Origin of the sequence: Nostoc sp., from assembly GCF_036919495.1 — a bacterium.
GTDB lineage: Bacteria > Cyanobacteriota > Cyanobacteriia > Cyanobacteriales > Nostocaceae > Nostoc.
The window spans coordinates 23784-48224 of sequence record NZ_JBALBZ010000027.1; the positions used below are offsets into that span (position 1 = coordinate 23784).

The 24441-nt window shown below is 40.7% G+C and carries 28 protein-coding genes and 2 pseudogenes; 19 read left to right on the forward strand and 11 right to left on the reverse strand.

Annotation, left to right across the window (positions count from 1 at the left end; all coding sequences use genetic code 11):
* Positions 1 to 82: 82 nt before the first annotated feature.
* Both V7K25_RS03245 and V7K25_RS03250 read left to right on the forward strand, forming a co-directional pair.
* Positions 83 to 695 (forward strand): annotated as a pseudogene (locus tag V7K25_RS03245) (PAS domain-containing protein); the annotation flags it as partial.
* 153 nt (positions 696 to 848) lie between these two features.
* Complete coding sequence (locus V7K25_RS03250) at positions 849 to 1232, forward strand: nuclear transport factor 2 family protein (protein WP_335155012.1); 384 nt, start codon at positions 849 to 851, stop codon at positions 1230 to 1232.
* A gap of 80 nt (positions 1233 to 1312) precedes the next feature.
* Here V7K25_RS03250 and pyrR read toward each other — a convergent pair whose 3' ends face one another.
* The 3 genes from pyrR to V7K25_RS03265 all read right to left on the reverse strand — a co-directional run bounded on the left by pyrR (position 1313) and on the right by V7K25_RS03265 (position 3406).
* Entirely contained in the window at positions 1313 to 1849 is a 537-nt protein-coding gene (pyrR, locus tag V7K25_RS03255; protein WP_109008636.1) for a bifunctional pyr operon transcriptional regulator/uracil phosphoribosyltransferase PyrR, read from the reverse strand.
* A 101-nt stretch (positions 1850 to 1950) separates the two neighbouring features.
* Positions 1951 to 2922 (reverse strand): adenosylcobinamide-phosphate synthase CbiB, encoded by a 972-nt coding sequence (cbiB, locus tag V7K25_RS03260; protein ID WP_335155014.1) that lies wholly within the window; start codon positions 2920 to 2922, stop codon positions 1951 to 1953.
* Positions 2923 to 2965: 43 nt separating this feature from the next.
* The gene (locus V7K25_RS03265; RefSeq protein WP_229554448.1) at positions 2966 to 3406 is read right to left on the reverse strand and encodes an Rrf2 family transcriptional regulator; all 441 of its coding nucleotides are present in this window, start codon (positions 3404 to 3406) and stop codon (positions 2966 to 2968) included.
* A gap of 405 nt (positions 3407 to 3811) precedes the next feature.
* Between V7K25_RS03265 and V7K25_RS03270 the strand changes: the two genes are divergently transcribed.
* Positions 3812 to 4225, forward strand: coding sequence for an AbrB family transcriptional regulator (locus V7K25_RS03270; RefSeq protein ID WP_334743222.1), 414 nt, complete (start codon positions 3812 to 3814; stop codon positions 4223 to 4225).
* Positions 4226 to 4293: 68 nt separating this feature from the next.
* Here the strand turns inward: V7K25_RS03270 and V7K25_RS03275 are convergent, their stop codons facing one another.
* Complete coding sequence (locus V7K25_RS03275; RefSeq protein WP_335155017.1) at positions 4294 to 6198, reverse strand: chloride channel protein; 1905 nt, start codon at positions 6196 to 6198, stop codon at positions 4294 to 4296.
* 188 nt (positions 6199 to 6386) lie between these two features.
* Here V7K25_RS03275 and V7K25_RS03280 point away from each other — a divergent pair, with 188 nt between their 5' ends.
* The 7 genes from V7K25_RS03280 (at position 6387) to V7K25_RS03310 (ending at position 11736) form a co-directional block, all read left to right on the forward strand.
* Positions 6387 to 6623, forward strand: coding sequence for a hypothetical protein (locus tag V7K25_RS03280; RefSeq protein WP_335155019.1), 237 nt, complete (start codon positions 6387 to 6389; stop codon positions 6621 to 6623).
* A 168-nt stretch (positions 6624 to 6791) separates the two neighbouring features.
* On the forward strand, positions 6792 to 7178 hold the full coding sequence (locus tag V7K25_RS03285; protein WP_335155021.1) for a hypothetical protein: 387 nt from the start codon (positions 6792 to 6794) through the stop codon (positions 7176 to 7178).
* Positions 7179 to 7406: 228 nt separating this feature from the next.
* Complete coding sequence (locus V7K25_RS03290; protein ID WP_335155023.1) at positions 7407 to 7643, forward strand: hypothetical protein; 237 nt, start codon at positions 7407 to 7409, stop codon at positions 7641 to 7643.
* Positions 7644 to 8062: 419 nt separating this feature from the next.
* The gene (locus V7K25_RS03295) at positions 8063 to 8947 is read left to right on the forward strand and encodes a lipid kinase (protein ID WP_335155097.1); all 885 of its coding nucleotides are present in this window, start codon (positions 8063 to 8065) and stop codon (positions 8945 to 8947) included.
* Positions 8948 to 8998: 51 nt separating this feature from the next.
* Complete coding sequence (locus tag V7K25_RS03300) at positions 8999 to 9604, forward strand: exopolysaccharide biosynthesis protein (protein WP_335155025.1); 606 nt, start codon at positions 8999 to 9001, stop codon at positions 9602 to 9604.
* Between the two features lie 621 nt (positions 9605 to 10225).
* Positions 10226 to 10780 (forward strand): hypothetical protein, encoded by a 555-nt coding sequence (locus tag V7K25_RS03305; RefSeq protein WP_335155027.1) that lies wholly within the window; start codon positions 10226 to 10228, stop codon positions 10778 to 10780.
* A gap of 179 nt (positions 10781 to 10959) precedes the next feature.
* Positions 10960 to 11736, forward strand: a complete 777-nt coding sequence (locus tag V7K25_RS03310; RefSeq protein ID WP_335155029.1) for an SDR family NAD(P)-dependent oxidoreductase — start codon at positions 10960 to 10962, stop codon at positions 11734 to 11736.
* A 127-nt stretch (positions 11737 to 11863) separates the two neighbouring features.
* Here V7K25_RS03310 and V7K25_RS03315 read toward each other — a convergent pair whose 3' ends face one another.
* On the reverse strand, positions 11864 to 12643 hold the full coding sequence (locus V7K25_RS03315) for a photosystem II S4 domain protein (RefSeq protein ID WP_335155031.1): 780 nt from the start codon (positions 12641 to 12643) through the stop codon (positions 11864 to 11866).
* A gap of 200 nt (positions 12644 to 12843) precedes the next feature.
* Between V7K25_RS03315 and V7K25_RS03320 the strand changes: the two genes are divergently transcribed.
* From V7K25_RS03320 to V7K25_RS03330, 3 genes are all read left to right on the forward strand, one after another.
* Entirely contained in the window at positions 12844 to 12993 is a 150-nt protein-coding gene (locus V7K25_RS03320) for a hypothetical protein (protein ID WP_335155033.1), read from the forward strand.
* Positions 12994 to 13136: 143 nt separating this feature from the next.
* Positions 13137 to 13307 (forward strand): hypothetical protein, encoded by a 171-nt coding sequence (locus tag V7K25_RS03325; protein WP_335155035.1) that lies wholly within the window; start codon positions 13137 to 13139, stop codon positions 13305 to 13307.
* Between the two features lie 174 nt (positions 13308 to 13481).
* A complete protein-coding gene (locus V7K25_RS03330) occupies positions 13482 to 14033 on the forward strand; it encodes a hypothetical protein (RefSeq protein ID WP_335155037.1) in 552 nt (183 codons plus the stop codon).
* A 65-nt stretch (positions 14034 to 14098) separates the two neighbouring features.
* Here V7K25_RS03330 and V7K25_RS03335 read toward each other — a convergent pair whose 3' ends face one another.
* From V7K25_RS03335 to V7K25_RS03350, 4 genes are all read right to left on the reverse strand, one after another.
* The gene (locus V7K25_RS03335) at positions 14099 to 14305 is read right to left on the reverse strand and encodes a GNAT family N-acetyltransferase (RefSeq protein WP_335155039.1); all 207 of its coding nucleotides are present in this window, start codon (positions 14303 to 14305) and stop codon (positions 14099 to 14101) included.
* The gene (locus V7K25_RS03340; protein ID WP_335155041.1) at positions 14306 to 14617 is read right to left on the reverse strand and encodes a hypothetical protein; all 312 of its coding nucleotides are present in this window, start codon (positions 14615 to 14617) and stop codon (positions 14306 to 14308) included.
* On the reverse strand, positions 14618 to 15127 hold the full coding sequence (locus V7K25_RS03345; protein WP_335155043.1) for a hypothetical protein: 510 nt from the start codon (positions 15125 to 15127) through the stop codon (positions 14618 to 14620).
* A 261-nt stretch (positions 15128 to 15388) separates the two neighbouring features.
* Complete coding sequence (locus tag V7K25_RS03350) at positions 15389 to 15766, reverse strand: hypothetical protein (RefSeq protein WP_335155045.1); 378 nt, start codon at positions 15764 to 15766, stop codon at positions 15389 to 15391.
* A gap of 411 nt (positions 15767 to 16177) precedes the next feature.
* Here V7K25_RS03350 and V7K25_RS03355 point away from each other — a divergent pair, with 411 nt between their 5' ends.
* From V7K25_RS03355 to V7K25_RS31530, 6 genes and pseudogenes are all read left to right on the forward strand, one after another.
* Positions 16178 to 16558 carry a hypothetical protein gene (locus V7K25_RS03355; protein WP_335155047.1) on the forward strand — a complete coding sequence of 127 codons (381 nt, stop codon included), beginning with the start codon at positions 16178 to 16180 and terminating at the stop codon, positions 16556 to 16558.
* Between the two features lie 86 nt (positions 16559 to 16644).
* Positions 16645 to 18933 carry a TonB-dependent siderophore receptor gene (locus tag V7K25_RS03360; RefSeq protein ID WP_442948055.1) on the forward strand — a complete coding sequence of 763 codons (2289 nt, stop codon included), beginning with the start codon at positions 16645 to 16647 and terminating at the stop codon, positions 18931 to 18933.
* A 48-nt stretch (positions 18934 to 18981) separates the two neighbouring features.
* Entirely contained in the window at positions 18982 to 19251 is a 270-nt protein-coding gene (locus tag V7K25_RS03365; protein ID WP_335155051.1) for a hypothetical protein, read from the forward strand.
* A 72-nt stretch (positions 19252 to 19323) separates the two neighbouring features.
* A complete protein-coding gene (locus tag V7K25_RS03370; RefSeq protein ID WP_335155053.1) occupies positions 19324 to 19719 on the forward strand; it encodes a hypothetical protein in 396 nt (131 codons plus the stop codon).
* A 350-nt stretch (positions 19720 to 20069) separates the two neighbouring features.
* Entirely contained in the window at positions 20070 to 20228 is a 159-nt protein-coding gene (locus tag V7K25_RS03375) for a hypothetical protein (protein ID WP_335155055.1), read from the forward strand.
* 12 nt (positions 20229 to 20240) lie between these two features.
* Positions 20241 to 20387 (forward strand): annotated as a pseudogene (locus tag V7K25_RS31530) (helix-turn-helix domain-containing protein); the annotation flags it as partial.
* Positions 20388 to 20523: 136 nt separating this feature from the next.
* Here the strand turns inward: V7K25_RS31530 and V7K25_RS03380 are convergent.
* On the reverse strand, positions 20524 to 22767 hold the full coding sequence (locus V7K25_RS03380) for a TolC family protein (protein WP_335155057.1): 2244 nt from the start codon (positions 22765 to 22767) through the stop codon (positions 20524 to 20526).
* A gap of 103 nt (positions 22768 to 22870) precedes the next feature.
* The gene (gene kaiC / locus V7K25_RS03385) at positions 22871 to 24433 is read right to left on the reverse strand and encodes a circadian clock protein KaiC (RefSeq protein WP_335155059.1); all 1563 of its coding nucleotides are present in this window, start codon (positions 24431 to 24433) and stop codon (positions 22871 to 22873) included.
* Positions 24434 to 24441 lie beyond the last annotated feature (8 nt).

The window sequence follows — 24441 nt, forward strand, 5'->3', positions numbered from 1 at the left end:
AAGTCGGAGTGTATTGCATACAAACCAAAAGCGCGATCATTATGATTCAGTTGACATCATCCTAGCAATCTGAAAAAGAGCGATCGCTCGCTACCAATATGACATTTATCTAGTAGACTACCGTTTGGGGGCAGACAGTGGACTGGAACTTTTGCGCGAAGCAATTGCCAACGGCTGTTGTTCTCCGATAATTTTGCTGACTGGGCAGGGCGACTGGGAAATAGATAAGCTGTTGCGCCTTTAATTTGCACTAATATTTTTTCAAGATGATTGTGGGGTGGACATCCTGCCCGCCCTGATAATGCAAATTATATACGTAACAGCTTATTGAAGCGATGAAAGCCGGAGCCGCAGATTGTCTCGAAAAAAGCTAGTTGACTGCACCTTTATTTGAGCGTTCTATTTGTTATGCCATTGAGCGCAAACAAACAGAACAGAAAATCCGCGAACAAGCTGCTTTACTAGATGTTGCCACCAATGCAATTTTTGTGTGTGATTTAGACGAAAAAATTTTATTTTGGAACAAAGCTGCTGAGAGCCTGTACAGTTGGAAAAAAGAAGAAGCTATCAATAAAAAGACACGAGTTCTCTGGCATGAAAAACATGTGTCTCAAGTTGAAAAAGCACTCAGTATTATGATGAAAAATGGCTCTTGGGAGGGTGAGTTACATCAAAAAACAAAATTAGGTAAAGAAAATTATTGCAAACTATTAGCACAGCCAAAAATAATTAGAAGTTGGGCATTGGGCATTGGGAATTACTAATTTATTTTTCAAAGTTGAGAGTTATAATTTAGGAATTCTTAACTCCTAACTCTTCGCTCATAACTCTTAACTATTTAATTACCCATGACTAAGGATGAAGTCTTAGCGGCTAATGCAGCTTTTTATCGAGCTTTTGAAAGAAAAGATATTGAGACAATGAGTGCAGTATGGTCACAAGGAACTGGTAGTTTTTGTATTCATCCTGGAAGTAATATACTGCGGGGTTGGAAGGAGATTCGTACCTCTTGGGAGCAGATATTTAAAAACACCGCTTATATTGAAATAAACACAGATATAATTGCTACAGAAATTACTGAAAAAATTGCTTATGTTGTGGTGAGAGAAAATGTGTTCCAAGTAGTAGGTGGGAGAAGACTTGAAGCACAATCAACAGCTACAAATATATTTCAATTCCTTGGCGAGAAGTGGTATTTAGTACATCATCACGGTAGCCCAATTTTGCGGTGAGGTGCGGGGGATGGGGGATGGAGGAGGCAGGGGGAGCAGGGGGAGCAGGGGGAGAATAACTAATGACCAATGACTAATGACTAATGACTAATTAACTCCACTGCATCTCGTTCATCGTAATTTTGTAAGTAAACTTTGACAACTTCTTCTTTAGCAGTAGGTAACTTCTTGCCAATAAAATCGGGGTGGATTGGTAATTCTCGGTGGCCCCTATCTACCAACACAGCTAAACGAATCACCTCTGGTCTACCGTAGTCGTTGACTGCGTTCAAAGCAGCGCGAATCGTCCGTCCTTTGAAAATTACATCATCCACAAGTACAACGGTTTTACCCGTCAGGTCAAAAGGAATTTCGCTTTTCGCCGGAGTCCGCAATCCAATTTTGTCGAGGTCATCTCGATAAAATGTAATGTCCAAAGCGCCGACTGACACAGCTACACCTTCGAGCGTCTCAATCTGACGTGCCAACAATTCGGCTAATAACGCACCTCTTGTATAAATCCCAAGAAGCACCAGTTGAGACAAATCACGCGTCCTTTCCACAATTTGAGAGGCAAGGCGAGTCAAGGTACGACGGATTTCTTCTGACGAGAGAATTTCAACTACTTTGGCAGACATAGTGAGTGATAAGTTAGGAGTGATAAGTTAGAAGTTAAGAGTTTTTATTCTTAACTCCTGTATAGACGGGATTAATCGCGTCTCTAACTTTATATTTATCATTACTTATTTGGAAATATTAAGAATATTGCGATCGCTATCCCTAACCATACCAAAAAACAATATCGCGTCAACTGCAAAGCATTCTGAATGGAAGTTGCAGTAATGGGATAAATAGCATCTCCTAGCAGTGGTTTGTACTTAGCTACCCCACGATACCAATTTGTACCCCCCATCTGCACACCCAAAAAAGCAGCATAGGCGCACTCACTCCAGCCAGAATTGGGACTGGGATCTTTAATCGCATCCCGACGACAAATTTGCCAAACATGCATCGGTTTACCCGATAACAGCGCCAGAGTCACGACTGTTAAGCGACAAGGTAGCCAAGTCAAACAATCTTCCAACCGCGCACAGAACCATCCCAAATAAGTATAGGGTGCTTCTCGATAGCCCACCATTGAATCGAGGGTACTGCTGGCTTTATATGCTAAAGCCAAAGGAGTTGGCCCTACAACTGGCACAAAGACACCAACAATTGCATAAAAAAGCGGAGCCATCACCCCATCAGTAGCATTTTCTGCAACCGTTTCTAAAACGGCTCGGTAAATTTCTGTTTGTGAGAGGTTTTGGGTATCCCGACCAACGTAATTACTTAAAATCTTCCGAGATTTTTCCAAATCTCCTGCTGTTAAAGGTTCTAAAACAGCCACTGCTGCGGCTCGTAAACTTCTGCCAGCAAAACAACTAGCCAAAAGAATGCTATTTATTACAATTCCCAACAACGGATGAACCAATTTGGCACTTTGAATAATCAAAAAGCCAACAAGTCCACTACCAATTATTAGGATAATACCTAGTAAAATTCCAGCTAGGCGTTGCGTTAGAGAATTTTGACACAATTGCAGAGAAAATTTGGTCAGACGAGAAATTACCCACCCCATAACTTGCACTGGATGAGGCCAATTCCAAGGATCGCCAATTAAGTAATCTAAAAGTGCAGCAATTATTAAGATATAGATGCTATTGGTCATAAGTTACTAGTCAAGGGTCAATATTTGGACTATTGACTTTTGACTAAACCACAAAACTAGCTTCTTCCCCAAGGGCAGCTTGCCAGCTACGAGCATCATAATAAAGGTCTGCCAAAGTAATACTGTATAAAGCTTCTTTGAGCTTTTGGTTGAGTCTCTGCCATAGGCTAAATGTTACCCAATCTTCAGCTTGTGCAGGTGCTGGAGTGTGATGGGGTAAAGGGCTAGTCTCGCCAACTGCTTCTAAAATTTGTCCTATAGATATTTGTGCAGGCTCTCTTGCCAATTGGTATCCGCCGATGCTACCACGAATTGATTTCACTAAAGATGCACGACGCATTTCTATTAGTAGTTTTTCGAGGTAAGGAGCTGGGATATCTTGGCGTTTAGCGATCGCTCTTACAGATACAGGGCCATATTTTGGCTGTAAACTCAAATCTAGCAACGCCTTCACACTATAGTGTCCTCTGGTAGTTAGTTTCATTTTGGTAAGCTTTGTTGTTTGTCCTCTGTTTTATGTAAATAAGCAATGACCAATAACCAATTATCAATGGCTAAGGATCAGTTTTACTTATCATTCTGTGACACTGTTATCATCCTCAGCAAGTAAACAACTTTTCGAGCGTCACTTTAGAAAACTTAAAATTTATATAGTTTAGCAGTGATTCACTAACTATATATAGATAGATAGATAGTTATCAGCATTGCCAGCGTTATCTAAAATAGATTGTCTTAGCAATATTGGAAATGGGATAACAATTGTGCCTATGAGTGTAATATACTTGGCTAGGTTGAGATAAAAACTAAAGGATTATGTTCCTATTAGCTCAACGTCAGCTAAAATAAAATCGATTCCAACACTTCAAACATTCATTTTCGACCTAAGTTGATGCCTAAACAGAAAAAAATTGAACCCCTACTCGGTGAAGAACTGCTCAAAAAAGTCAAAGAGCTAGAGAACGAGAGCAAAGAAGACAAAGCCAAAAAGTGCGGCTACTATACCGTTACCAAAAATGGTATAGAGCGTGTCAATATGATGAAATTCTTAAATGCCCTAATTGATGCCGAAGGCATTCAGTTGGATAGTACACCCAGTGCTAATGGGCGTGGTGGACGTAGTGCTAGCTATAGAATTAGTGTGCAATCGAATGGTAACTTACTTATAGGTTCAGCTTATACAAAACAGATGAATCTGAAGCCAGGAGATGAGTTTCTGATCACTTTAGGCAAAAAGCACATTCGTCTGAAACAGGTAGACCCAGAAGATCGGGAAGATGATGAAGTCATAGACGCTACAGCTTAATAAATATAAATGGTCATTAGTCAATTGTCATTTGTGAAAACCAATGACTAATGACCAATGACTAATGACTAATGACTAATGACTATATCTGTGGTCGGTAAGATCGGTAAATAGTGGAAAAGTGCTTTGCGCGTAACGGCTAAATTGCAGGTTAATGCAATTTGCTCTTTTTCTAGTAAACCCAAAATGCGATCGGGTTTATCTCGTGCTACTACTGGTAATTGATGCAAACCTCTAAGATTCATGCGGTCTAAAGCTTCAGATAATAGTTCATCTTGCCATGCATAAAGGATTTCAGTAGTACAAATGTCTATGAGAGTTTGACTGGATAAATTATCTGGAATTTCAGTTGGTGAATTTGAGTAAGTTTGCCAAAGAGCAAGGGCACGGTTAATATCTTCCAGAGAGAGTATACCAATTAATTGCTCTGCTTCATCAATTACTAAAGCACTGCGGACGCGATCGCGGATCATTTCTACAGCTGCATCTAATACTCCAAGAGTTGCAGGTAACTTTTTTGGACAGGGATACATAGCATCTTCTACCAAAATTTGCTGCACAATTTCCGCTTGTTCATCTTTCAATTCAGAAAGACCAATTTGTTGTAAGTTAGAGTTAGAGTTAAAAGTTGGTTTAATCCTTTCCACTAGCCAAACACTCAAACCCACAGCTGCCATCAACGGTAAAACAATGCGATAGTCGCGGGTTAATTCAAACAGCATTAAAATAGACGTTAACGGCGCTCTAACACTACCAGCTAGGACTGCTGCCATTCCTACCATTGCGTAAGCTGGGGGAGCCGCCATTTGATCGCAAAGAGCCGGGAATGCTACAGCCAAAATTTTGGCGTAAGCCGATCCAAAAGAAGCACCTAAAAACATTGCTGGTGCAAACAAACCGCCGATGAAACCACTACCTGCACTAATTGCAGTCATCACTAACTTCACCACCAACAGCACCACCAACAGGTAGAGTGGAAACTCCACATCCTGAAGCATTGCTTCTACAGTTTCATAACCTACGCCCAGAATTTGCGGAAAGTGCAAAGCAACTGCGCCAATAATTACACCGCCAATAATTGGATGAATCGGCTCAGGAATTTGTCCCAAAAAGGCAAAACCTGGAACTTTGCCAGCAAAGCAGGCTTTTGCTAAACGAATTGATTGAGTATAAGTGACAGAAATTAGGCTGGCCCCTAAACCCAAGCCAAGGTATAGGGGTAATTCTAAGGGACTGCGGACTTGGTAGACAGGTAAATCAAAAGCAGGTTGTGCCCCCAAACCAATTTGGGCAATTAATGCTGCTACCACCGCCGCTAACAGCACCACACTCACCGCAGAAGTAGCGAAAGATGTCGCCCCCATCACCACCTCTAGGGCAAAAAATACTCCAGCGATGGGAGCATTAAATCCAGCCGCAAGTCCAGCCGCCGCGCCAGCACCTAAAAGCAAACGTTGGCGTTCTTGAGATACATTTAGGATCACAGACAACAACATCCCAAAATTTGCACCAATTTCTACACTCGGCCCCTCTGGGCCCAAAGAAGCACCGCTCCCCAAAGAAACAGATGCAGCCAGCATCTTCGTAACTGGTCGTAGTGGTTGCTTAATCTCTGTTCCCTGAGAAGCGGCGATAAGAGATGAAAGTCCAGGGCCAAAATCTTGAGTGCGCCAGCGCATCAAGCCAACGATTAATCCGCCAAGGGTGGGAACGCAGGCTAAAGTCCAAGCACCCCAGACGCCGATTTGACCCATTAAATTTTCCAGCATCAACTGGTGAATTAGCTGGATTAAATAGTGAAAGGTGACTATACCCATACCCGTACCACCGCCAATGAGCATGGCTAAAAACAGGACAACGGTTTCTGGGGATGGTTGAAAACGATTTATTAGGTAGGCTAAACGAGTCGAAGGTGTAGGAAAGGCAGGTTGTTCCGTTACCTTCCTCAGTTGAGTGGGAGGCAAGAGAGTCATTGAGAGGCGGGGTAAATGTAAGAAAAAATTTAAATTTTTATCTGTTACTTATCATTGTGAGCCATTATTTAGCAACCAGACAAGTAGACTTTATTTGCTTGATTTACAAAGATTTAGTAAAAAATGTGATTGTGCAAATTTTTATGGGGAAAATGGTTACATGGGAGACAATTATTTAAGGGTCAGCGATGCCTAGTTTGGATGTAGCTACGGCTAGTGGGGTGGGAGTGAGCGCCAACGCTATTCTTTTTAAAGACAACAAGTTTTTGTGGACTGGGTGGACGCACCCACAAATATTAACTAGTAGTGCATTAAAGAAACTTTGCACGGGTTTTATGGTAAGAAAATCAAGTTATTTTCTTCTCCTGCTTCCCTTCACCCGTCATTTTTGCATTGGTCGAGTACTAGAAGTCATCCTTGCCTAAATCTAGCTATACTCGTGTTGCGACCATTGAGCCATCCTTGGTAGTAATACAATATATATGTGATTTATGGCTGATGTCAGACCATACTTGGAAGTCTGCTAAGTATTGATCGGAATTCAGTATAGCTATTGTTATAGAGCGAGTAAATGGACTAGGCGGACGAGGTAAATGAATATACACACCTTTGATAATCATTATGTTACTTGCCCAATTTGCCAAAGAAATAATACGCCCAAACTAGTTAAAACGCGCATGGGCTTGTTTTGCTGTCCCAATTGCCAGGAACGGCTAGTAGTTTGCCAAAGCGGTCATTATGTGCGCGATCCGTTTACTTGGAGACAATTGATGGTTGCTTCGTCGCTACGTCGTCAAAGCCGACCTTTAGCTAGGATTATTAGAGATTTTGTCTTGCTGAAACGTCCTATGGTAGCCTTGGCTGTAGGGAGTGCGATTTTCTTTAGTGCGATCGCTTTAACTCAAGAAAGGACAAACTACGATCACCAAGGATTACCCACAACAGAGAAAGTTAATAAACTAGGAAACAACTCTCAGTAAATGGATTACTTTGGTATAAATCAAATCTTAACTTTGATTTTTGTAATATTATAACTAAATACTTCTATGAAACCGTGTCTTATTGCCCCAAATAGGACACGGTTTTACATTATGTTCGCTGAAATACACATCATGGTGCAACAGTAAAGTTATTCGGTAGATGTTCACTTCGTAGTACTCCTTAATTCACTGTTTCTGAATAACTTCCTTAGAAGATTCGTTCATCAGATGGTAGATTCCTCTAGCCTTTATTCGCTCTCATACATCACATCAGCTTACAGAGTTATTACGGCAAAAGTTATGAAGGATTTTCGGCTTCAAGCTTCTCCTGGAGCAACTCCGAAGATTCAACCGATCGATCAACCTGCTCATAGCCCTCAACTTCATCCTATTGAGCGATTATGGCAGTTTATTAAATGCCAGTTCAAAGGCGAAAGCTTCTCTAGTTTACAAGAACTACGCTAACGGATTGAACACGAGTTAGCTCAAATGTTTTCTCTCGTAATCTCGTCTTTGACAAGTTATGATTTTATTCTCGAAGCTCTCTTTCATGAAGCTTTATTCTATGCATCTTCATAGACAATTGGTATAAAAATATATATTGATATTAATAAATAATATCTCATTTTTAGACATTATCTTCTGGGTATTATAATATTGAGATAAATGAATGGTTCTCTCAAAAATATCTAGATCCAGTTATTTAGTGAGTATCAACACACTGACGGCTAATAGAGATAAACTAGATAAAATAGAAATTAGAAATTTGTAAGCATAACATAATAACAATTCACGAAATTAATTAAACGCTTTTTGATAGTCAACTTGAAGCAGAATACATGGATGCGGATAATTGGACATATCAACTACAAAAGGTACTACCCATGAGTTCTCGCGCACTGTTGTTAGTCAATCGTCATGCCCGCCAAGGAGAAAAGGGTATATCAGAAGCGATTGAATATCTGAAAACACTCGGCTTTGATTTAATTGAGGAGTCTACAGAAGACCCCAAACATCTTGCTGAAGTTATACTTCGCTATCAGCATCAAGTTGACTTAGTAATCATTGGTGGAGGAGATGGAACTCTCAATGCGGCAGTAGATGGTTTAGTTAAAACTCAGTTGCCCTTGGGAATTTTGCCTTTAGGAACTGCCAATGATCTGGCTAGAACTTTGGGAATCCCAAATTCCCTCAGCGAAGCTTGCAAAATTATTTCATATAGAAATTCACACCGCATCGACTTGGGCTGGGTAAACGGCAAGCACTTTTTTAACGTTGCCAGTCTGGGATTGAGTGTAAAAATTACTCAGCGACTTACCAAAGAAGTCAAACGCCGTTGGGGAATATTTGCTTATGCTGCTACTGCATTGCAAGTGATTTTGGAAGCTAGACCTTTTACTGCGGAGATTTTAATCAATGGTGAATCACTTCGCGCGAAAACAGTGCAAATTGCTGTGGGTAACGGCCGCTATTACGGCGGCGGTATGGCAGTGGCTGACGATGCGACAATAGATGACCAAAGGCTAGACCTCTATAGCTTGGAGATTAAAAATTGGTGGGAGATTATACTATTACTCCCAGCGATGCAACAAGGGCGACATATACATTGGAAGAGTGTACGCTCTCTTCAAGGTCAAGAAATAGAGGTACATACTCGCAAACCTCGCCCTATTAATACTGATGGTGAAATTACTACCTATACACCTGCTCATTTCCGAGTTATACCTAAAGCTATAGCTGTTTTAGTACCCCCAGAAATTAAGAGTTAGGAGTTATTATCTTTCATCTCCCTCTACTAAAAATGTGGGAACTTGCACCAAATGCATCTGAGATTTTCTCAAGATATAAAGTCCTTGTTGCAACGCCTAGCTGAACAACCGCTAACTCTAGGTGATATTTTGGCAGAAACCTCAGAACGGGGGTTCTGCCTGGTAATTACATTATTAATTTTGCCTTTTTTATTTCCTATGCCACCGGGATTAACCGGTCCTTTTGGTGGTGCTTGTTTACTGTTGTCAGTGCAAATGCTTTTAGGGAGGCGTGAGCCTTGGCTGCCGAAAAGAATTGCTAACTACAAATTTCCTCGTCCCTTTGCCCAGTTACTTTTGCAAAATTTGGGACGTCTTACCAAAGTGTTACAGAAAATCGCCCGTCCTCGATTGGCAAAAATAGCTTATAATCCTTTGATTTGGCGAATTAATGGGCTTTGTATCTCTTTGTTAACAGTATTACTAATATTACCAATTCCCTTTACAAATCCCATCCCCACTGTAGGTATTTTACTTTTGACTGTTGCCACCATCGAATCTGACGGGTTATTAATTTGCATCAGCTACGGTATTACTATCCTAATTACTTTGCTTTTTGGATTTCTTGGTTATGCAGTATGGTTAGCTCCCAGTTTACTGCCATCTATATTTAAATAATAAAAGCCCCCAGCTTTAGGCTGAAGGCTGTAATTTATTAGGGTGCATCTACCATTTATTTATCCAGTTTATTCATTGTCATATCCGGGGGAATTAAACCTTTATTCTTAAATTAAAAAATATCAGCAATAAAAAAGCCTTCAACTAAAAGCTGAGGGCTATGATTTAATTAAGGTGCATCTACCATTTATTTATCCGCTTTATTGATTGTCATATCCGGGAAAATTTAACTTTGCAAAAAAAAATATTTAATTTAAAATCAACAAATATCAAGAATAAAAAAAGCCCCCAACTAAAAGCTGAGGGCTGTGATTTAATTAAGGTGCATCTACTATTTATATATCCGCCTTAGCTATTGCTGCATCAGGAAGAATTGAAAAAAAATGGATAGCTGTAGAATTGATTTCGTTAGTTACAAAAGTAGTACTGATATCATCGAGGATAACCTACAGTATTTAACTAGGTAATCATTGACCAACTTCATAGCAATTTTACAATTACCCAAAATTTCCCTTAGATACGCAAAGTTTCTGTTAATATCTCTGACCCTATATCCGCAATAGTACGAATTTAGTTTATTAGTTGGGTATATAGCTATGAAAGTTAAACATACCCAACTTGATGAAGCGATCGCAGTTTCTATTAGCCCTTGCTAGTTTTAGTATTGTCGGGGGAAGCTTTTTTCTGAGAACAACTTTTAGCAGTACTAGGGAACCTAAAATAATAACTGATACATCACGCTACCAAGAAATTCGTAATCAACTATGGTCTGATAATGACCAAGTAAAACATTTTCCTAATGAGATTCCCACTGATGCCAAAAATGTTCGCATTGCTTACTCTCCCGAATCGCAAGGAAGTAGTTTTTTTCAAATTAGGCTGAAACAGCCGCCAAACAAGATAGAAAAACTACTTTCACAATACAGAAGTAGTGCAAAGCACAAATATAGGGGTGGTAGCACAAATGACCACATAAATCAACCTAATGGTGTGCCGACAACTTTTTTCTACACCAGTGACTCTCATACAGAATCTTTTCCACCTAATTATGAAATATTAGTATTAAATACAGAGGATAAAGGTAGACCTGGCTTCAAGTGGAATCATGGAAATAGCTACGGCGTCGCTATCAATACTTCCGCCTCAGAAATTATTTATTGGTCTGAAAAATGGTGATTAAAAATTTCATTTTGTATTGGAATTGCCATGAAAAAAATCGTTATTTTGGTCACGGCTCTCTCTTTAGTACTAAATACTACTTTTCACCTTTTGGGTATATCACTTTGGGTAGTTAAAACTTATAGCTAGCATAGCTAAAATTTTAATGCTGGTTAAAAACTATCTTAATATGTAGAATGCCAACTGCTTTAATTACTGGTGCTTCTAGTGGTATTGGTAAAGCTTTTGCCCAAGAACTAGCTGCACGCAAGACCAATCTTGTACTCGTTGCTCGTTCCGAAGAGAAACTAACCCAATTAGCTAAACAACTAGAAGAACAACACGAAATTCAAGTAGAGGTTATAGTTAAAGACCTCACAGAACCTAATGCTGCTGCTGTTGTATTTGATGCCACTAAAGAAAAGGGATTAACCATTGACTTATTAATCAACAATGCTGGTTTTGGTTACTATGGCGACTTTGCTGAAGGGGATGGAGAAAGACAAGTTAAAATTGTACAATTAAACATTTTGGCATTGGTAGATTTAACCCATAAATTTCTCCCTTTGATGCGGCAACGTCGTTCTGGAAGTATTATTAACGTATCCTCTATTACCGCATTTCAACCGATACCATACCTTTCTGTTTATGCTGCCAGTAAAGCTTTTATTCTTAGCTTTAGTGAAGCAATATGGGCAGAAAATCGTCAATATGGTGTCCGTATTTTGGTCACTTGTCCAGGACCAATAGAAACAAACTTTTTTGCAGAAGCTCATTTTCCTCCAGCACTGGCAAGTACTACAGATAAAGTGTATTCTTGCCAAAAAGTTGTTTGGGAATCTTTAGACGCTTTGGAAAAAGGCTATCCAACTGTTATTAGCTCTGATACTATTACTCAAATGAGAAGTAAGTTATCTCGACTTGTACCGCGCAAACTTCTGTTGAATATGTTAGCAAAACACTTTAAAGCCTAAGTATATATTTAAGAGTTAGGAGTTGATGGTTTGGAGCTAAAGAATGCGGGGAATTTAAAAATCCTAACTTTTCACTCCTTACTCTTCACTTCTAACTCCTAACTCCTAACTTTTCACTCCTCGCTTATTACATATATCTTGTTAGTTGAACTCGGTAACGGTCTTTTTTTGTAACAGCGATTTCCCCAACTTCTAAACGTCCTTTAGAGCGAATGGCGATTAAGTCGCCTGATTTGACTTGAGAACTAGCTTGAGTAACTTCCTTCCAATTGACGCGCACATCACCAGCATCAATGAAATCAACCATTTTGCTGCGAGACATGCCAAAACCAGCAGATGCGATCGCATCTAATCGCAAAGAAGCCTCTACAGTAGTTAATTCTTTTTTCTTTGGTTCCCTAACCCTTAATTCACTTACCTCAATTAGCTGAGTTTTCACAGGAACCGATCGCACCTGTTTAAGACTCATTTCCAAAAATTCCACCAACTCTGGGGCGACAATCGCCTGCGCTCCCCGTTCTCCCAAGACAATAATATCTCCCGTCTTTTCGCGAACAATTCCCGTCCCCAACATTGCGCCTAAGAAGTCGCGGTGAGAGGCGGTGTCAAACAGGAAATTACCAGCAATTTCCACAGCTACAAGGCTAACTTGAGATTGATCTAAGGGAATTTCTGAACGAGCGATCGCTATTCTTTGGCGTTCAGCTTGCGGATATCCACCCCACGCAACTAATTGCACTTCTGTTAATCGGTTAAACACCCGTTGAATTTCTGCCAATTCTGGCGGAGACAGAAAATCTGTCAAAACCACTTCCCAAGTTTTGATGGCTTGCTCTGCTTGATCGATTACACGAGCTACACTATCTCGATTTTCAACACCTTTTAAAAGTTCTTCTCGTGGCAACATTCTTAAAAATTATAAGTTATGAATTGAGAATTAATCTGCTATAACTATTTTAATTCTAGCTTTAATTCTCATTTCAGCCATTAGTAACAAGTTAAGGCTGTAAGGCATCAGAAGCACTAGCACTATAGACGACTTATATCAAATCTGGTGCTATCACTTTTCGCAAGTCTATCACCAAAGGGAAACATAAAATCCGGATTGTGGATATCCCGCCAGCACTAGCAGCAATACTTGATGAATACCAACCTAAACCCGAGGCAATGTTTCCTGGGATACGCGGTGTGACTGAGCATCTGACTCGATTCATGGCAGACATATTTTACCTGATGCCTGCAAGCGCATTGGCGTAGAAAGAGCCAGCACTCATTCGTTTAGGCGAACTGCCCTCACGCAGGTTCTGAGGTAAACTACCGATTTTATACGATAAATGTTAGCCTATATAAAAGCTATTACTGAATTTTTTAGACAATCTAATAGTTGTAGAAAATATCTTATGAGTAAAAAAACTGACGAGAATATCTCGGTTTCTAAAACTATAAATACGTTTATGTATCTTAAAAAAGCAAGCCAGCTTCTGCTCAAGGAAGCAAAAGAAAATCCAGAAGGCCGTCCTTACGATATCCTTGTACATTATTCATTGGTTGAAAGAACATCAATAGTTTAAGTAAGTAGGTGGGCGCTAAAAAACCCAACTATATTAAAAAATATAAATCCCTTAAAAGCCTATATTCAAAGCCTTCCTGGTGCTTTACATAAGTTTACGTAGTTTAGTTTAATTGTGCCTACCTACTTAGTTAAAAACAAATTTTAACCAGAAAAATATATAATATATTAAGATATGCAAAAAAAGATTATATTATTTACTTCAACTTTACTGTTAATTTTCACTTTTCCAGTACATGCAAAATCTTGTTATGATACTGAAAAAGCACCTATACCAGCTTCGCTCAAGTTTAGAGAAGTAATAATAAAAGAACATAATATAAAGCTAAAAATACCTGATAATTATAGATTGTTAAAATGGAATAAAAGTAGATATAACGTTGTAGATCCTAGTGCTTTTGAATTTATTCAGTGCTTTTTACGTAATCCAGAACCAACGGAACTTGATCCTCGTGGCGTAGAGATTGAAGTTATAACAAGTTTAGAAGTTTTTTATGAACTTATTAAACAAAGTGATGGAAAAATATTTCAAGATAAGACAAGAAACTACAAAGCATTGATTTGGAAATCTCAACGTATGTATAACACAGGGTATATTGCAATTCAATCTCCAGATACTAGCAAATATATAATTTTTTCAGCTATCTTAGATGAAGATGATAAAACACCTTTAGAAGCGTTGATAACGCTTGTGACACATACATTAGAATTCTTACCGCAAAAGTAAGTTTAACACGCAATTTTTGTGTTGGGGTTAAATCCCCATCACAAAACTTAATTACAAATTATGAATTACGAATTATTTAATTCCCATTCCAGCAGGTTTTTATCCTTGGCAATTTGTTGCATTCCCAGTTTTTCCAAAATGTGAATCGAGGCAACATGATCCTCTGGAGAATGAGCGATAATTCTCTTGAGTTCTGGCTGAGTAAAGGCAAAATTAACCAGTGCTTCTACTGCCTCAAAAGCAAATCCCTGCTGGCGATAAGCTGATAGCACTTAATAACCCATTTCTACAGTTCTTGTTTGATCGGGTTTGCCAAGAAAACCCAAATCGCCAATTAAACTACAATCGGTAATGTGAATCATTAGCCAGACACCCCAACCCAACGGGGAAGAATCATCTATTAGCATCTGAGCATACATTGGGAAAATATCTAACACCTCAGATGCATGCGAATCATCAGGAACCTGTACCCCCAAAAGCCTCTCTACTTGGGGTTTATTCCTTGTCACAACGGCTTGCGCCACTTCCAAAGAGCAGGGAAGTAACTCAAGTCGCTGTGTCGTGATGTGTAAACTACGATTCATTCAATACACAGTATTTGTGTCAGCATAACCTTGGATATTTTCTGGATCAAACTGACGTAATATTCGGGTTGCTTGCCGAGTCAGAGTTTCAGAACCTTGAACGGCAACTAAATATTTACCTGCATCTAAGCGGTTGCGATAAGGTAAAGCATCACCACCACCTACTAGTAAACCGACTCCGCCACCGACAAACACACCACCCATAGCACCACTAGCAGCACCTAGCAGTCCGCCAACGATGTGATTGCCAATTTCACCCGCCCAGGCAAAAGTATCTAAACCAGTGATCAGGCTGAATGTAAAACCTGCAAAAAAGCCAAATGGTATCAGCCAGGTTGCCATCAGTTTTGCTTGCTTTTTAGCTTGGTCTTTGGGGTCAATTAAGCCAAACTCGTCAGCCGTTTTATACCCTCTCCCCAGGATAGTGCTGTTTATGCCTTGTTCTTCTAAAGCTAAGTAAGCAGCTTCGGCTTGAATGCGGTCTGGTAGTACGGCAACAAGGTAATTCATTGATTTTACAATTTGTCTAATAAAAGTTTTGCCTTAATTAACAGCGTATCAGTCCTGGTCGAATCATCTTGCATTGGTTAGAAGTATTGAGTACAGACAAGGGTTAACCCTTGTCTGTACAAGAGTTAAAAATCTTACTCCCCTTCCCTTGCAGGGAAGGGGCTGGGGGTTAGGTCTATATTAAACTCAACTACCAACCGCGACGCCGAATAGCCCGCCGCAGGCATCGCCGAAGTTAGCATAAGTTAAATGTACATCCGCTCACTTTAGCGAATCTAGTGGCTCACAAAAATTGTTCACGCCTTGCTTAAGGACATATATCAAAACTGGTGTTGCCAAAATTTTAGGAAACGTCGGCATTGCTTTTAGATGTTCCATCATCTTTTGAGGTGAACTATTAAGCAAATCTTCCCGATATTCTTGTTCGCAAATCACCACACGCCATTTTCTAGCTAAGGCATCTAACCACTCGGAATTTGCTCTTTCTGGTTGCTGTCCCGCCCGGATAGCTAGCGTCATCGCCGCATCTTCTAAATCTCCATCACAGTCTTCAATCAAATCCAGCGCTTCCATATCGCTGGGATCTTCTGCAAATTGAGAGCGAAACTGTGCAATTTCTTGAGATGTTACTTTAGTCATGAGTCTTTGACAAGGCGAGCAATCGGACACTCAGTTATGCTACATCATTTCACAAAATTGCTGTTATAAATAGGTTTTTCCGGGCGCTTTCAGAATCTAAAATCCGTCTTGGAAGCTTGAGCTACTGCGTTGCATTGGTTTAGCATTCCCGCTTTGAAAGTAAGCGGCGACTGTTTTAAGGAAGCCGACGCACCCGGCGACATTTTGCTAGATTTTTGCAAAATCCAAAATTTTATCCAGTCAGTAACAGATTTTACCAACAATATTTTTCAACAATTTTGATAACTATTTGCAATAGCTTAGTCATGTACTGTAATGTATATTCTCAATAAGCTCATTACTAAACTCAGGAAATAACAGCTATTTGCTGCTTGATTAAGAGTAATAGCAAGTCGGGATGTAGGAGTGTAAATGGTATTGAAGCAAATATTAAAGATTCTTTTGGCCACAAGCTTTATTTGGTTCTACATTGCAATAAGTGCTATTGCTCAAGAAGTAAACAAACAAGCACAAGGTAAATCTGTTGCGTCAGTACTACGTGATTCCAGATCGATTAGAGAGATTCCACGACTGGGTGAAGGAGAATTTTTTAGCACCAGCGCTCAAGAGTTAATATCGCCAACGGCACAAGCAGCGCCGACTTCAGAAGTTGTGCAAGTGACGGGAGTGAAAGCCAATTCTACCGACAAAGGTGTAGAGGTGATTTTACAAACTTCCTTTGGGCAACAGCTGCAAATTACAAATCGTAGTGCTGGCAATAACTTTATTGCTGATAAGCTGATGAGCATTTAAGTTGCATAACACCAGGGCTGAAGCCGTTACTACAAGCGAATCAGTCTGGAAAAATGAATGACGATTAGCTTATCCCTAACGCGCAACTGCGTTTACCCAATGGCGATGCGTTTACATTCCGCTCCCAAAAACCTGTTGTTGGGATTAGTGAAATAACTGTTACTAATCAAGACAGTAATACTATCCGGGTGACGGTGATAGGTGAAACGGGTGTGCCAGTTATAGAGTTGTTTGATAGTGATGAAGGTTTGATATTGGGACTGACACCTGTTGCATCTTCGGCACAAACGCGACCCATTCCACCACAACCAGAGAATCAAACCCCATCAGAGAAACCATCGGCACAAACTGATGAACCGATTGAACTGGTTGTGGCAGGTGAGCAAGACGGTTATCTTGTCCCCGATGCTGCTTCTGCAACCAGAACTGATACCCCGATGAGGGATATTCCGGCATCTATTCAAGTGATTCCCCAACAGGTGATTAAAGACCAGCAAATCACTCGTTTGGATGAAGCACTTCGTAATGTGAGTGGTGTCACATTTGCGGGAAATAATGACAATCGAGGTATTAGGTTTAGTTTGCGAGGGTTTGGCGCACAGGCGTATTCAGCTAGTGTCCCTGTGTTGCGAGATGGCTTTAGGGTATACGGAAGCCAAGGGTTTCCAGAACTTTCCAATTTGGAGCGTGTTGAAGTTCTCAAAGGGCCAGCTTCTATTCTCTACGGCGAGATTGATCCAGGGGGTGTAATTAACCTAGTTTCCAAGCAACCACTAGCTGAACCATTTTATGAAGCTGAACTGCAAGTAGGTAGCCAACCATTTGTGCGTCCTCGCTTTGATATTTCCGGCCCATTGACAACCGATGGCAAGGTTCTTTATCGACTGAATGCTTTATACCAATATAGTGAGAGCTTTCGGAACTACGACAATGATATTGATCGCTTTTCTGTAGCACCGATTGTTACCTGGAAAATAGGCGATCGCACCAATTTAACTTTCAACTTAGAATACACCAAGGATAATGGCCCTGCTGACTTTGGTATCGTGGCCTCGAACAACGGAATTGTTAACGTTCCTCGTAGCCGCGTTAGTAATAATCCCAACGACACTATCGAGAATACTTACCTCAGCGTTGGCTACAATTTAGAGCATAAATTTAGCGACAATTGGACAATCCGCAATGCCTTTCGGTATATGTCTTACAGCTACGATTACAGTCCTTTAGCACTGCCTTTCAATTTTGATGGCACAACAGGAACACTGACTCGTTTCTTTGCTGACCAAGACGACACCACAAAAGATTACTCACTTCAGACAAATGTAGTCGGAAAATTAACCACAGGTTCCATTAAGCATACTCTTGTGGTAGGTGTTGACCTTAATGATAGTGACGAGAGCGGTACGACTAAGTTTGGTTTTAGTGGCTTCGATACTATTAATATTTTTAATCCTATTTATGGCCCTGAACCCAATCCGAGTACATTGCCTCTTTTCAGTGATACTAGTACCAACACCAAAAGGCTCGGTGTATACGCACAAGATCAGGTAACGCTAGTCGATAACTTGTTTTTATTAGCAGGATTTCGCTATGACACCGTAGAGCAGACAGTAACTAACAATATCAATGGTAGCGAGCAATCGCAAAGCAATGATGCTATATCACCTCGATTCGGGATTCTTTATCGAGTCATACCAGAATTTTCACTCTACGCTAGCTATTCGCGATCGTTCAATCCCAACACAGGAAGAACCGCAAGTGATTCTCCCTTAGAACCTGAAACAGGAGAAGGTTACGAAGTAGGTGTGAAAGCAGATTTGCTCAGAAGCAAACTTTTCGCAACCTTGTCATACTTTGATATCACAAAGCAAAATGTTGCGGTTGCCGATCCCGTTAATTTTGGCTCCTCTCTTGCTACTGGCGAACAACAAAGCCGAGGGGTGGAACTGGATATTACTGGGGAAATCTTACCTGGATGGAATATCATTGCCTCCTATGCTTACACGGATGCGGAAGTTACAAAAGACACAAATATAAATTCCGTTGGCAGCAGATTACCAGGTATTCCAAAGCACAGCGCCGGTTTGTGGACAACTTATGAAATTCAAGCTGGCGATTTGCACGGGTTAGGCTTCGGACTGGGATTTAACTATGTAGGCGAACGAGAGGGGGGATTACCAAATACTTTTCAAGCTGATAGTTACTTTGTCACCAATGCAGGGCTGTTTTATCGCCGCAATAATTGGCGATTTGGTTTGAATTTTAAGAATCTGTTCGATGCCAATTACATTGCAACCGTTAGTGATAACCCAGTCAGAGGCAATGATTTTGGCGAACCATTTACTGTGATTGGTTCAGTAACATTTCAATTTTGATTGAAAGCTCTCATGAATTGAAGCTAGCCATGAAAACCTGCGATCGCTATGAATAAACCATCTAAACCTAGTTCTCTCAACGTTCAGCAAGTCGAAACTGTTTTAAATCGACTGCACACAGAGGCAAGTAAGCAATTTGGTGCATTACTTCTTCACTATTTACCTAAGCTTCCTGGCTTTTTTTTGGGCAAGGGTATTCAGTGGGATCAGACAAAAACTGAGTTCTACAGTGATAAATATATTCCCATTGAAAGAGATCAAGCCCAGTCAAAGGCAATGATTTCGGTAAAAATGGATAAGAGCCAGTTAGCAACCTGAGAATACCTTTTTACATCTAAATATTTTGCTAATAAGTCTGAAATTCCCATAAATAGTAACATACAAAAATCTATGGTCAATATAATCGACAACCGAGAACAGTCATATTGTCTAATCCAAATTGGTGAGGAAGTGACTGAACAAGATACTCAAAATTATCTTGCTCGCTTTACAAATCTCATCAATCATCAAGAGCGCATAGGCTTTGCTTTTCAATACCTGAGTGGTAAACCTCGAAAATCAAAAGCTGGCGAAAAAATGGAGGGTGAGTGGCTGCGTGTACACAAGCAAGAACTTGAGAAATATTGCTTGGGAATAGCTATGGTTACTTCTCCTAGTATAGAATCCCTACTAAAACGAATAATTTTGAAAGGATCTGGGAAGCGTTTATTTGGTTGCGATTGCGAACTATTCTATAGTTTGGATAAAGCAGAAGAGTGGTTTAATACTCGTAGCCAAAGCAGATAATAGGGATTGGGGATTGGGACAGGGTTGATTAACTTGGGTATGTCTAGCTGGTATCTTTTTTGTTGGCTTGTACCTTAACACAAGCTTAAATCCCAGTTAACCTATTACCAGCACACATAAAGAAATAGGACTTACGCAAACTCTAGGATTCTTCTCTACGAGACGCTGCGCGAAGGCGTTCTTCTCTAACGAGACGCTGCGCGTTCGCGTAGCGTTCCGTTCGCGCAGCGTCCCGTAGGGAAGTAAAGGCGTCTTCTCTGCGAGACGCGAAGCGCGTTGGCGTCAGCCTCTCGTAGAGATGGCGGTTCGATGAATTAAGCTTTTTAGCACTTTTTGTTTCAACTAAGTAGATGGTTGTAATTAAATATAAAATAGAAAAGCTATTCAATCACCTTGCTATGCCAGCACCTCTACGTATAATTCTCAGCCCGGAAGAAGACTCGACCCTAAATGAATTGCGTCATGCTGGATGTGTTCCTAAACGAACCCGTGACCGAGCGCAGATGTAGCGATTAAATGCCCAAGGTTGGAAAGTAGCAGTGATTGCCAAGATATTTGAGTGTCATCAACATACAGTCAGAGCGACATTGCGACGATGGCAAGAAAGAGGCTTTAAGCTCTCACCGATGCTAAAAGCCTCATTCTTCAATGTAATTATTGAAAAATGAGGCTTTTAGAATTTTTAATTGAAAATACAGGTCGGCGGAAATCAACTTCCCATTTCATTACAGCCAGAAAGCCCAAAATCAAAGCATGGTGACTTTTAACTTTTGACTTTTGACTTTTGACTTCCCCAAAGGGGCACTAGCGTAATGCTCTGAGGGTAACAGACCGTTGTAACTGAGCTAAAGCACGGTTGTAATCCAAAATTGCTGTAACTCGATTACCTTCAGCTTGTGTGAGGTCGTTTTCAGAGTTAATGACATCAGTTTGAGTACCTACACCAGCTTGGAATCGCAAACGCGCTAAACGTAGAGCTTCCCTAGCTTGTTCTAAAGCGGTATTAGCGGTTTGAACATTCTCTAATCTAGATTGCTGGGTAGAATAGGCTTGTTCTACCTGAAAGCGAATTTGGTTGCGCTGTTCGGCAAATTGAGTTTCTGCGATCGCAATATTAGCTCTAGACTGAGCTGCCCTTGCTCTGGCTGCTCCTCCATCAAACAAATTTAGGCTTGCCTGAACTCCGAATGAATAACCATCAGTAGCACTGACATTATCATTGAACTGATCTTGCAGGTTGTAGCTAGCGACCAAACTAACTTGAGGCCCCAGTTCCGCAAGAGCCTGCTTACGCTGTTGCTCATAAGTATTGCGTTGTGCTAACTGCTGTTGCAATTCTGGACGATTTTGATAAGCCAGCACAATACTTTGTTCTAGTGTTGGGTTCCAAAGACCAGCTAATTGTACAGGATCGGCTGCACTGATATTTACCACCTGCGGCAAACTTATCCGAGTTGCTAATTGACGACGGGCAATTTCCTGCTGCGATCTAGCATTAGTCAAATTTTGTTGGGCATTTGCTAAATTCACCTGCGATCGCAACACATCAAACCGCGTACCAACCCCAGCTCGCTCTAAAGCTTCTGCATCACGCAAACTAGCCTCAGAGTTCACCACAGCCGACTGGCTAATGCGTACTTGTTCATCGGCTTGTTGCAGATTGTAGTAGTCAGTGGCAACATTCAGACGGATTGTCTCAGACTGAGTTTCTACAGCCAACTCATAGTAACGTAACTGTTCTTCAGCCGCTCTGACATTAGCTTGGACTCTCCCAGAAGTATAAATGTTATACGACAGTTGTGCTTGACCAGAAAAAGATGTACTGGGTTTATCTTGGTTAGAAGGAAAGCCATTTCGCGCACTTAATTCGTCTTGAAGCTGACTACTAGAAGACTGACTGCGAGTAAGACCCGTGCTAACGTTGAGAGTGGGCAACAAAGCAGATTGCGCCTCTCGTAGAACCGCTCGATTGCGTTCTAGCTCTAATAGAGACACCTGTAAATCCCGATTATTCCGCCGTGCTAGCTCTAGAGCCTGTGCCAAAGTAATCGGCTGATTTCCCTGAAGTCTCACTTCCTCTGGTTTGGTGGGAAATTGCAGGGGATTTGAGCTAGGAATCAGGTTCTGTGGAATTTGCACTGGCCCTGATGGGGCAGGAGTTATGCTTCTCGGCACTGTGGAAGGTTGCACCGAACTCCCTGGCGTAGGAATTACGGTTTCTGGCACTGTGGTCGGTTGCACTGAACCCTCTGGCGTAGGAATTACGGTTTCCGGTGCAGTGGGAGTTGGCGTCGAATCTGTCGGAATTGGGGTATTACTCTGAGCAATGCGTAAGCCAGCAGCATTTTGTTGTGAGCAAAGACTTGAAATCAGTACTAAAGCATCTGAGGAATCAGTTTTGCTTTTCCCTAACTCCTGTGGACATTGTTGCGCTGACAACAGTTTTGCTGATCCTACACCTGTAGCTGAAGTTTGTAAAAATGTCTGCGACTGAGTAACAGTATTTATCTTTTGAACCACTGGCTGCTGGAAAGAAGACAGGGACAAAATTTCTTTTTGGACAGAAGAGGGTTTTGAAGTGTAGTTGGGAACTACTATGCTCTTTGATTTTTGCCCATAAGCGCTTGAATTACTGTTTTTTTGGTTATTTTGAGCAGAACGGCTGACAGCAAGCTGTTGGGAAGCATTAGAGGTAGGTGTCAAACTGAAAAATCTACCTTTATCTTTCTTAAGTACTTGTTTTATTGGCACAACAGTATTTTCATCCGTAAACACTGGAATACTGTTATTACTTAAAGGCTTCATACTAAGTTTAGTGAAACCGAAAGCAGGTACTAGGGTTGGAACACTAACATTTGCACCGTAATGCAATTGCGTGTTCAGAACCCCCCCAACTAAGTCTTGACCATAAGTAGAAGTCAAAACACTAGGAGAAGAGGCCAGCTGTACCCCAGTTAGTTTTACAGTACCAGCCCAAGTCGGCTGAGTTGTTAAAACTGCTGCTGTCACACCAGGCAATAAGCTATGGAATAATTGCTGTCCTTTCACCGCATCCCTCACACGAAAATCAATCTAGCGGCAGAAAACCTTTCTTCACCACAGAATATAGCACGATACTAAATTTAGGAAAGAATATACTACGATACTAAATTTAGGGTTCGGAACTCTGTTTGTCTTCAAAACGTCTAACAATGCGAGAAAGTTCCGCCTTTTCATCGATACTAACGCGAGTAGGAGCACCGCTAATAATCCGTTCGTAGTTTCGGAATGAATCTTTAATATCGGGCCCGTCAGCAGTAATATTATACTCACGAATGCCCTTATCATGCCAAGAGCCTCTCATTTTAAATACGTTAATTGCCCGCGACATTTCTCCACGAATTTCTACGTACTGTAACATGATAATTGTATCGGTGATCGTGGAAATATGAGAGTCAGTAATGGAATGCGCTCCCAGAAATTGGTCAGTTGTGTTAGTAAAGAAACCAGTAATTTCTTCTTGTTTAGCATAACCCGTCACACCAATTACAAACTGCCGAAATGCATTATTGCTGACTCCTCTAGCTAATGCTGATAGGGAGTCAATGGCTATCCGGGCTGGTTTGAATACAGCAATTTCTGATTTTATAATTTGTAAGTGGTCTTCTAAACCAGTTGATTCGGGATAAGTACAAATTATTTTCAGTAAACCCTGATGTTCTAATTCTTCAAAATCAATTCCCCAAGAGGAAGCATTACGAGATAGTTGGGCGCGTGATTCTTCGTAAGCAAATAATATTGCTTGTTCTCCATTGAGACAACCATCTTGAATAAACTTACTTACTAACAGGGTTTTACCAGTCCCTGTGGCTCCTGTTGCCAAAATAATCGAATCTTTAAAGAAACCACCACCGCACATTTCATCTAAAATTTTGACACCAGAAGATACCCTGACATTAGAAGAGCGTTGAGTCAAACGCATTGCTCCTAGTGGGAAGATGTTAACCCCTTCATTAGTAATCGTGAAGGGATACTCGCCTTTCATGTGAGTTGTACCGCGCAACTTGAGAATTTCAGTTGTGCGACGGCGGCGTTCTCCTTCTAAAACGTTGCGAACAATTACTACATTATCGGAAACAAATTCTTCCACTCCAAAAGAGGCAACGGGGCCATATTCTTCACTACGTTCAGTTGTAATAATAGTAGTGACATTGAGTAGTTTGAGACGTGCTACTAGGCGGAAAATCTCGCGCCGGACTACTCCCATCGCTTCATACTGCTGAAATACTGCTGTTATTGAGTCGATTGAAACTCGTTTAGCTTTGTATTTGCGAATCGCATATTGCAATCGCTCAATTAGTGCAGATAGATCAAAATTACCAACTATATCCTGTCCTTCAGGATCGGGAGATGCATCAAGAATAAACAACTTGCCTTCTTCAATTAGGCGTGGCAGATTCCACCCAAAAACATGAGCGTTTTTAATAATATCACTGGGTGATTCTTCAAAAGTAACAAATACTCCTGCTTCGTCAAAGTAGGTGATGCCGTTATAGAGAAACTGAAGAGAGAATAAAGTTTTGCCTGTACCGGAAGTGCCACTAATCAAGGTAGTTCTACCAATTGGTAAACCACCATGACTAATATCGTCAAACCCTTCGATCATCGTGCGAATTTTTTCTACACCTCCAATTTTCGGTGTTTTTTTTGGTTTTACTTGCTCTGTTTCACTCATTGCTTGAT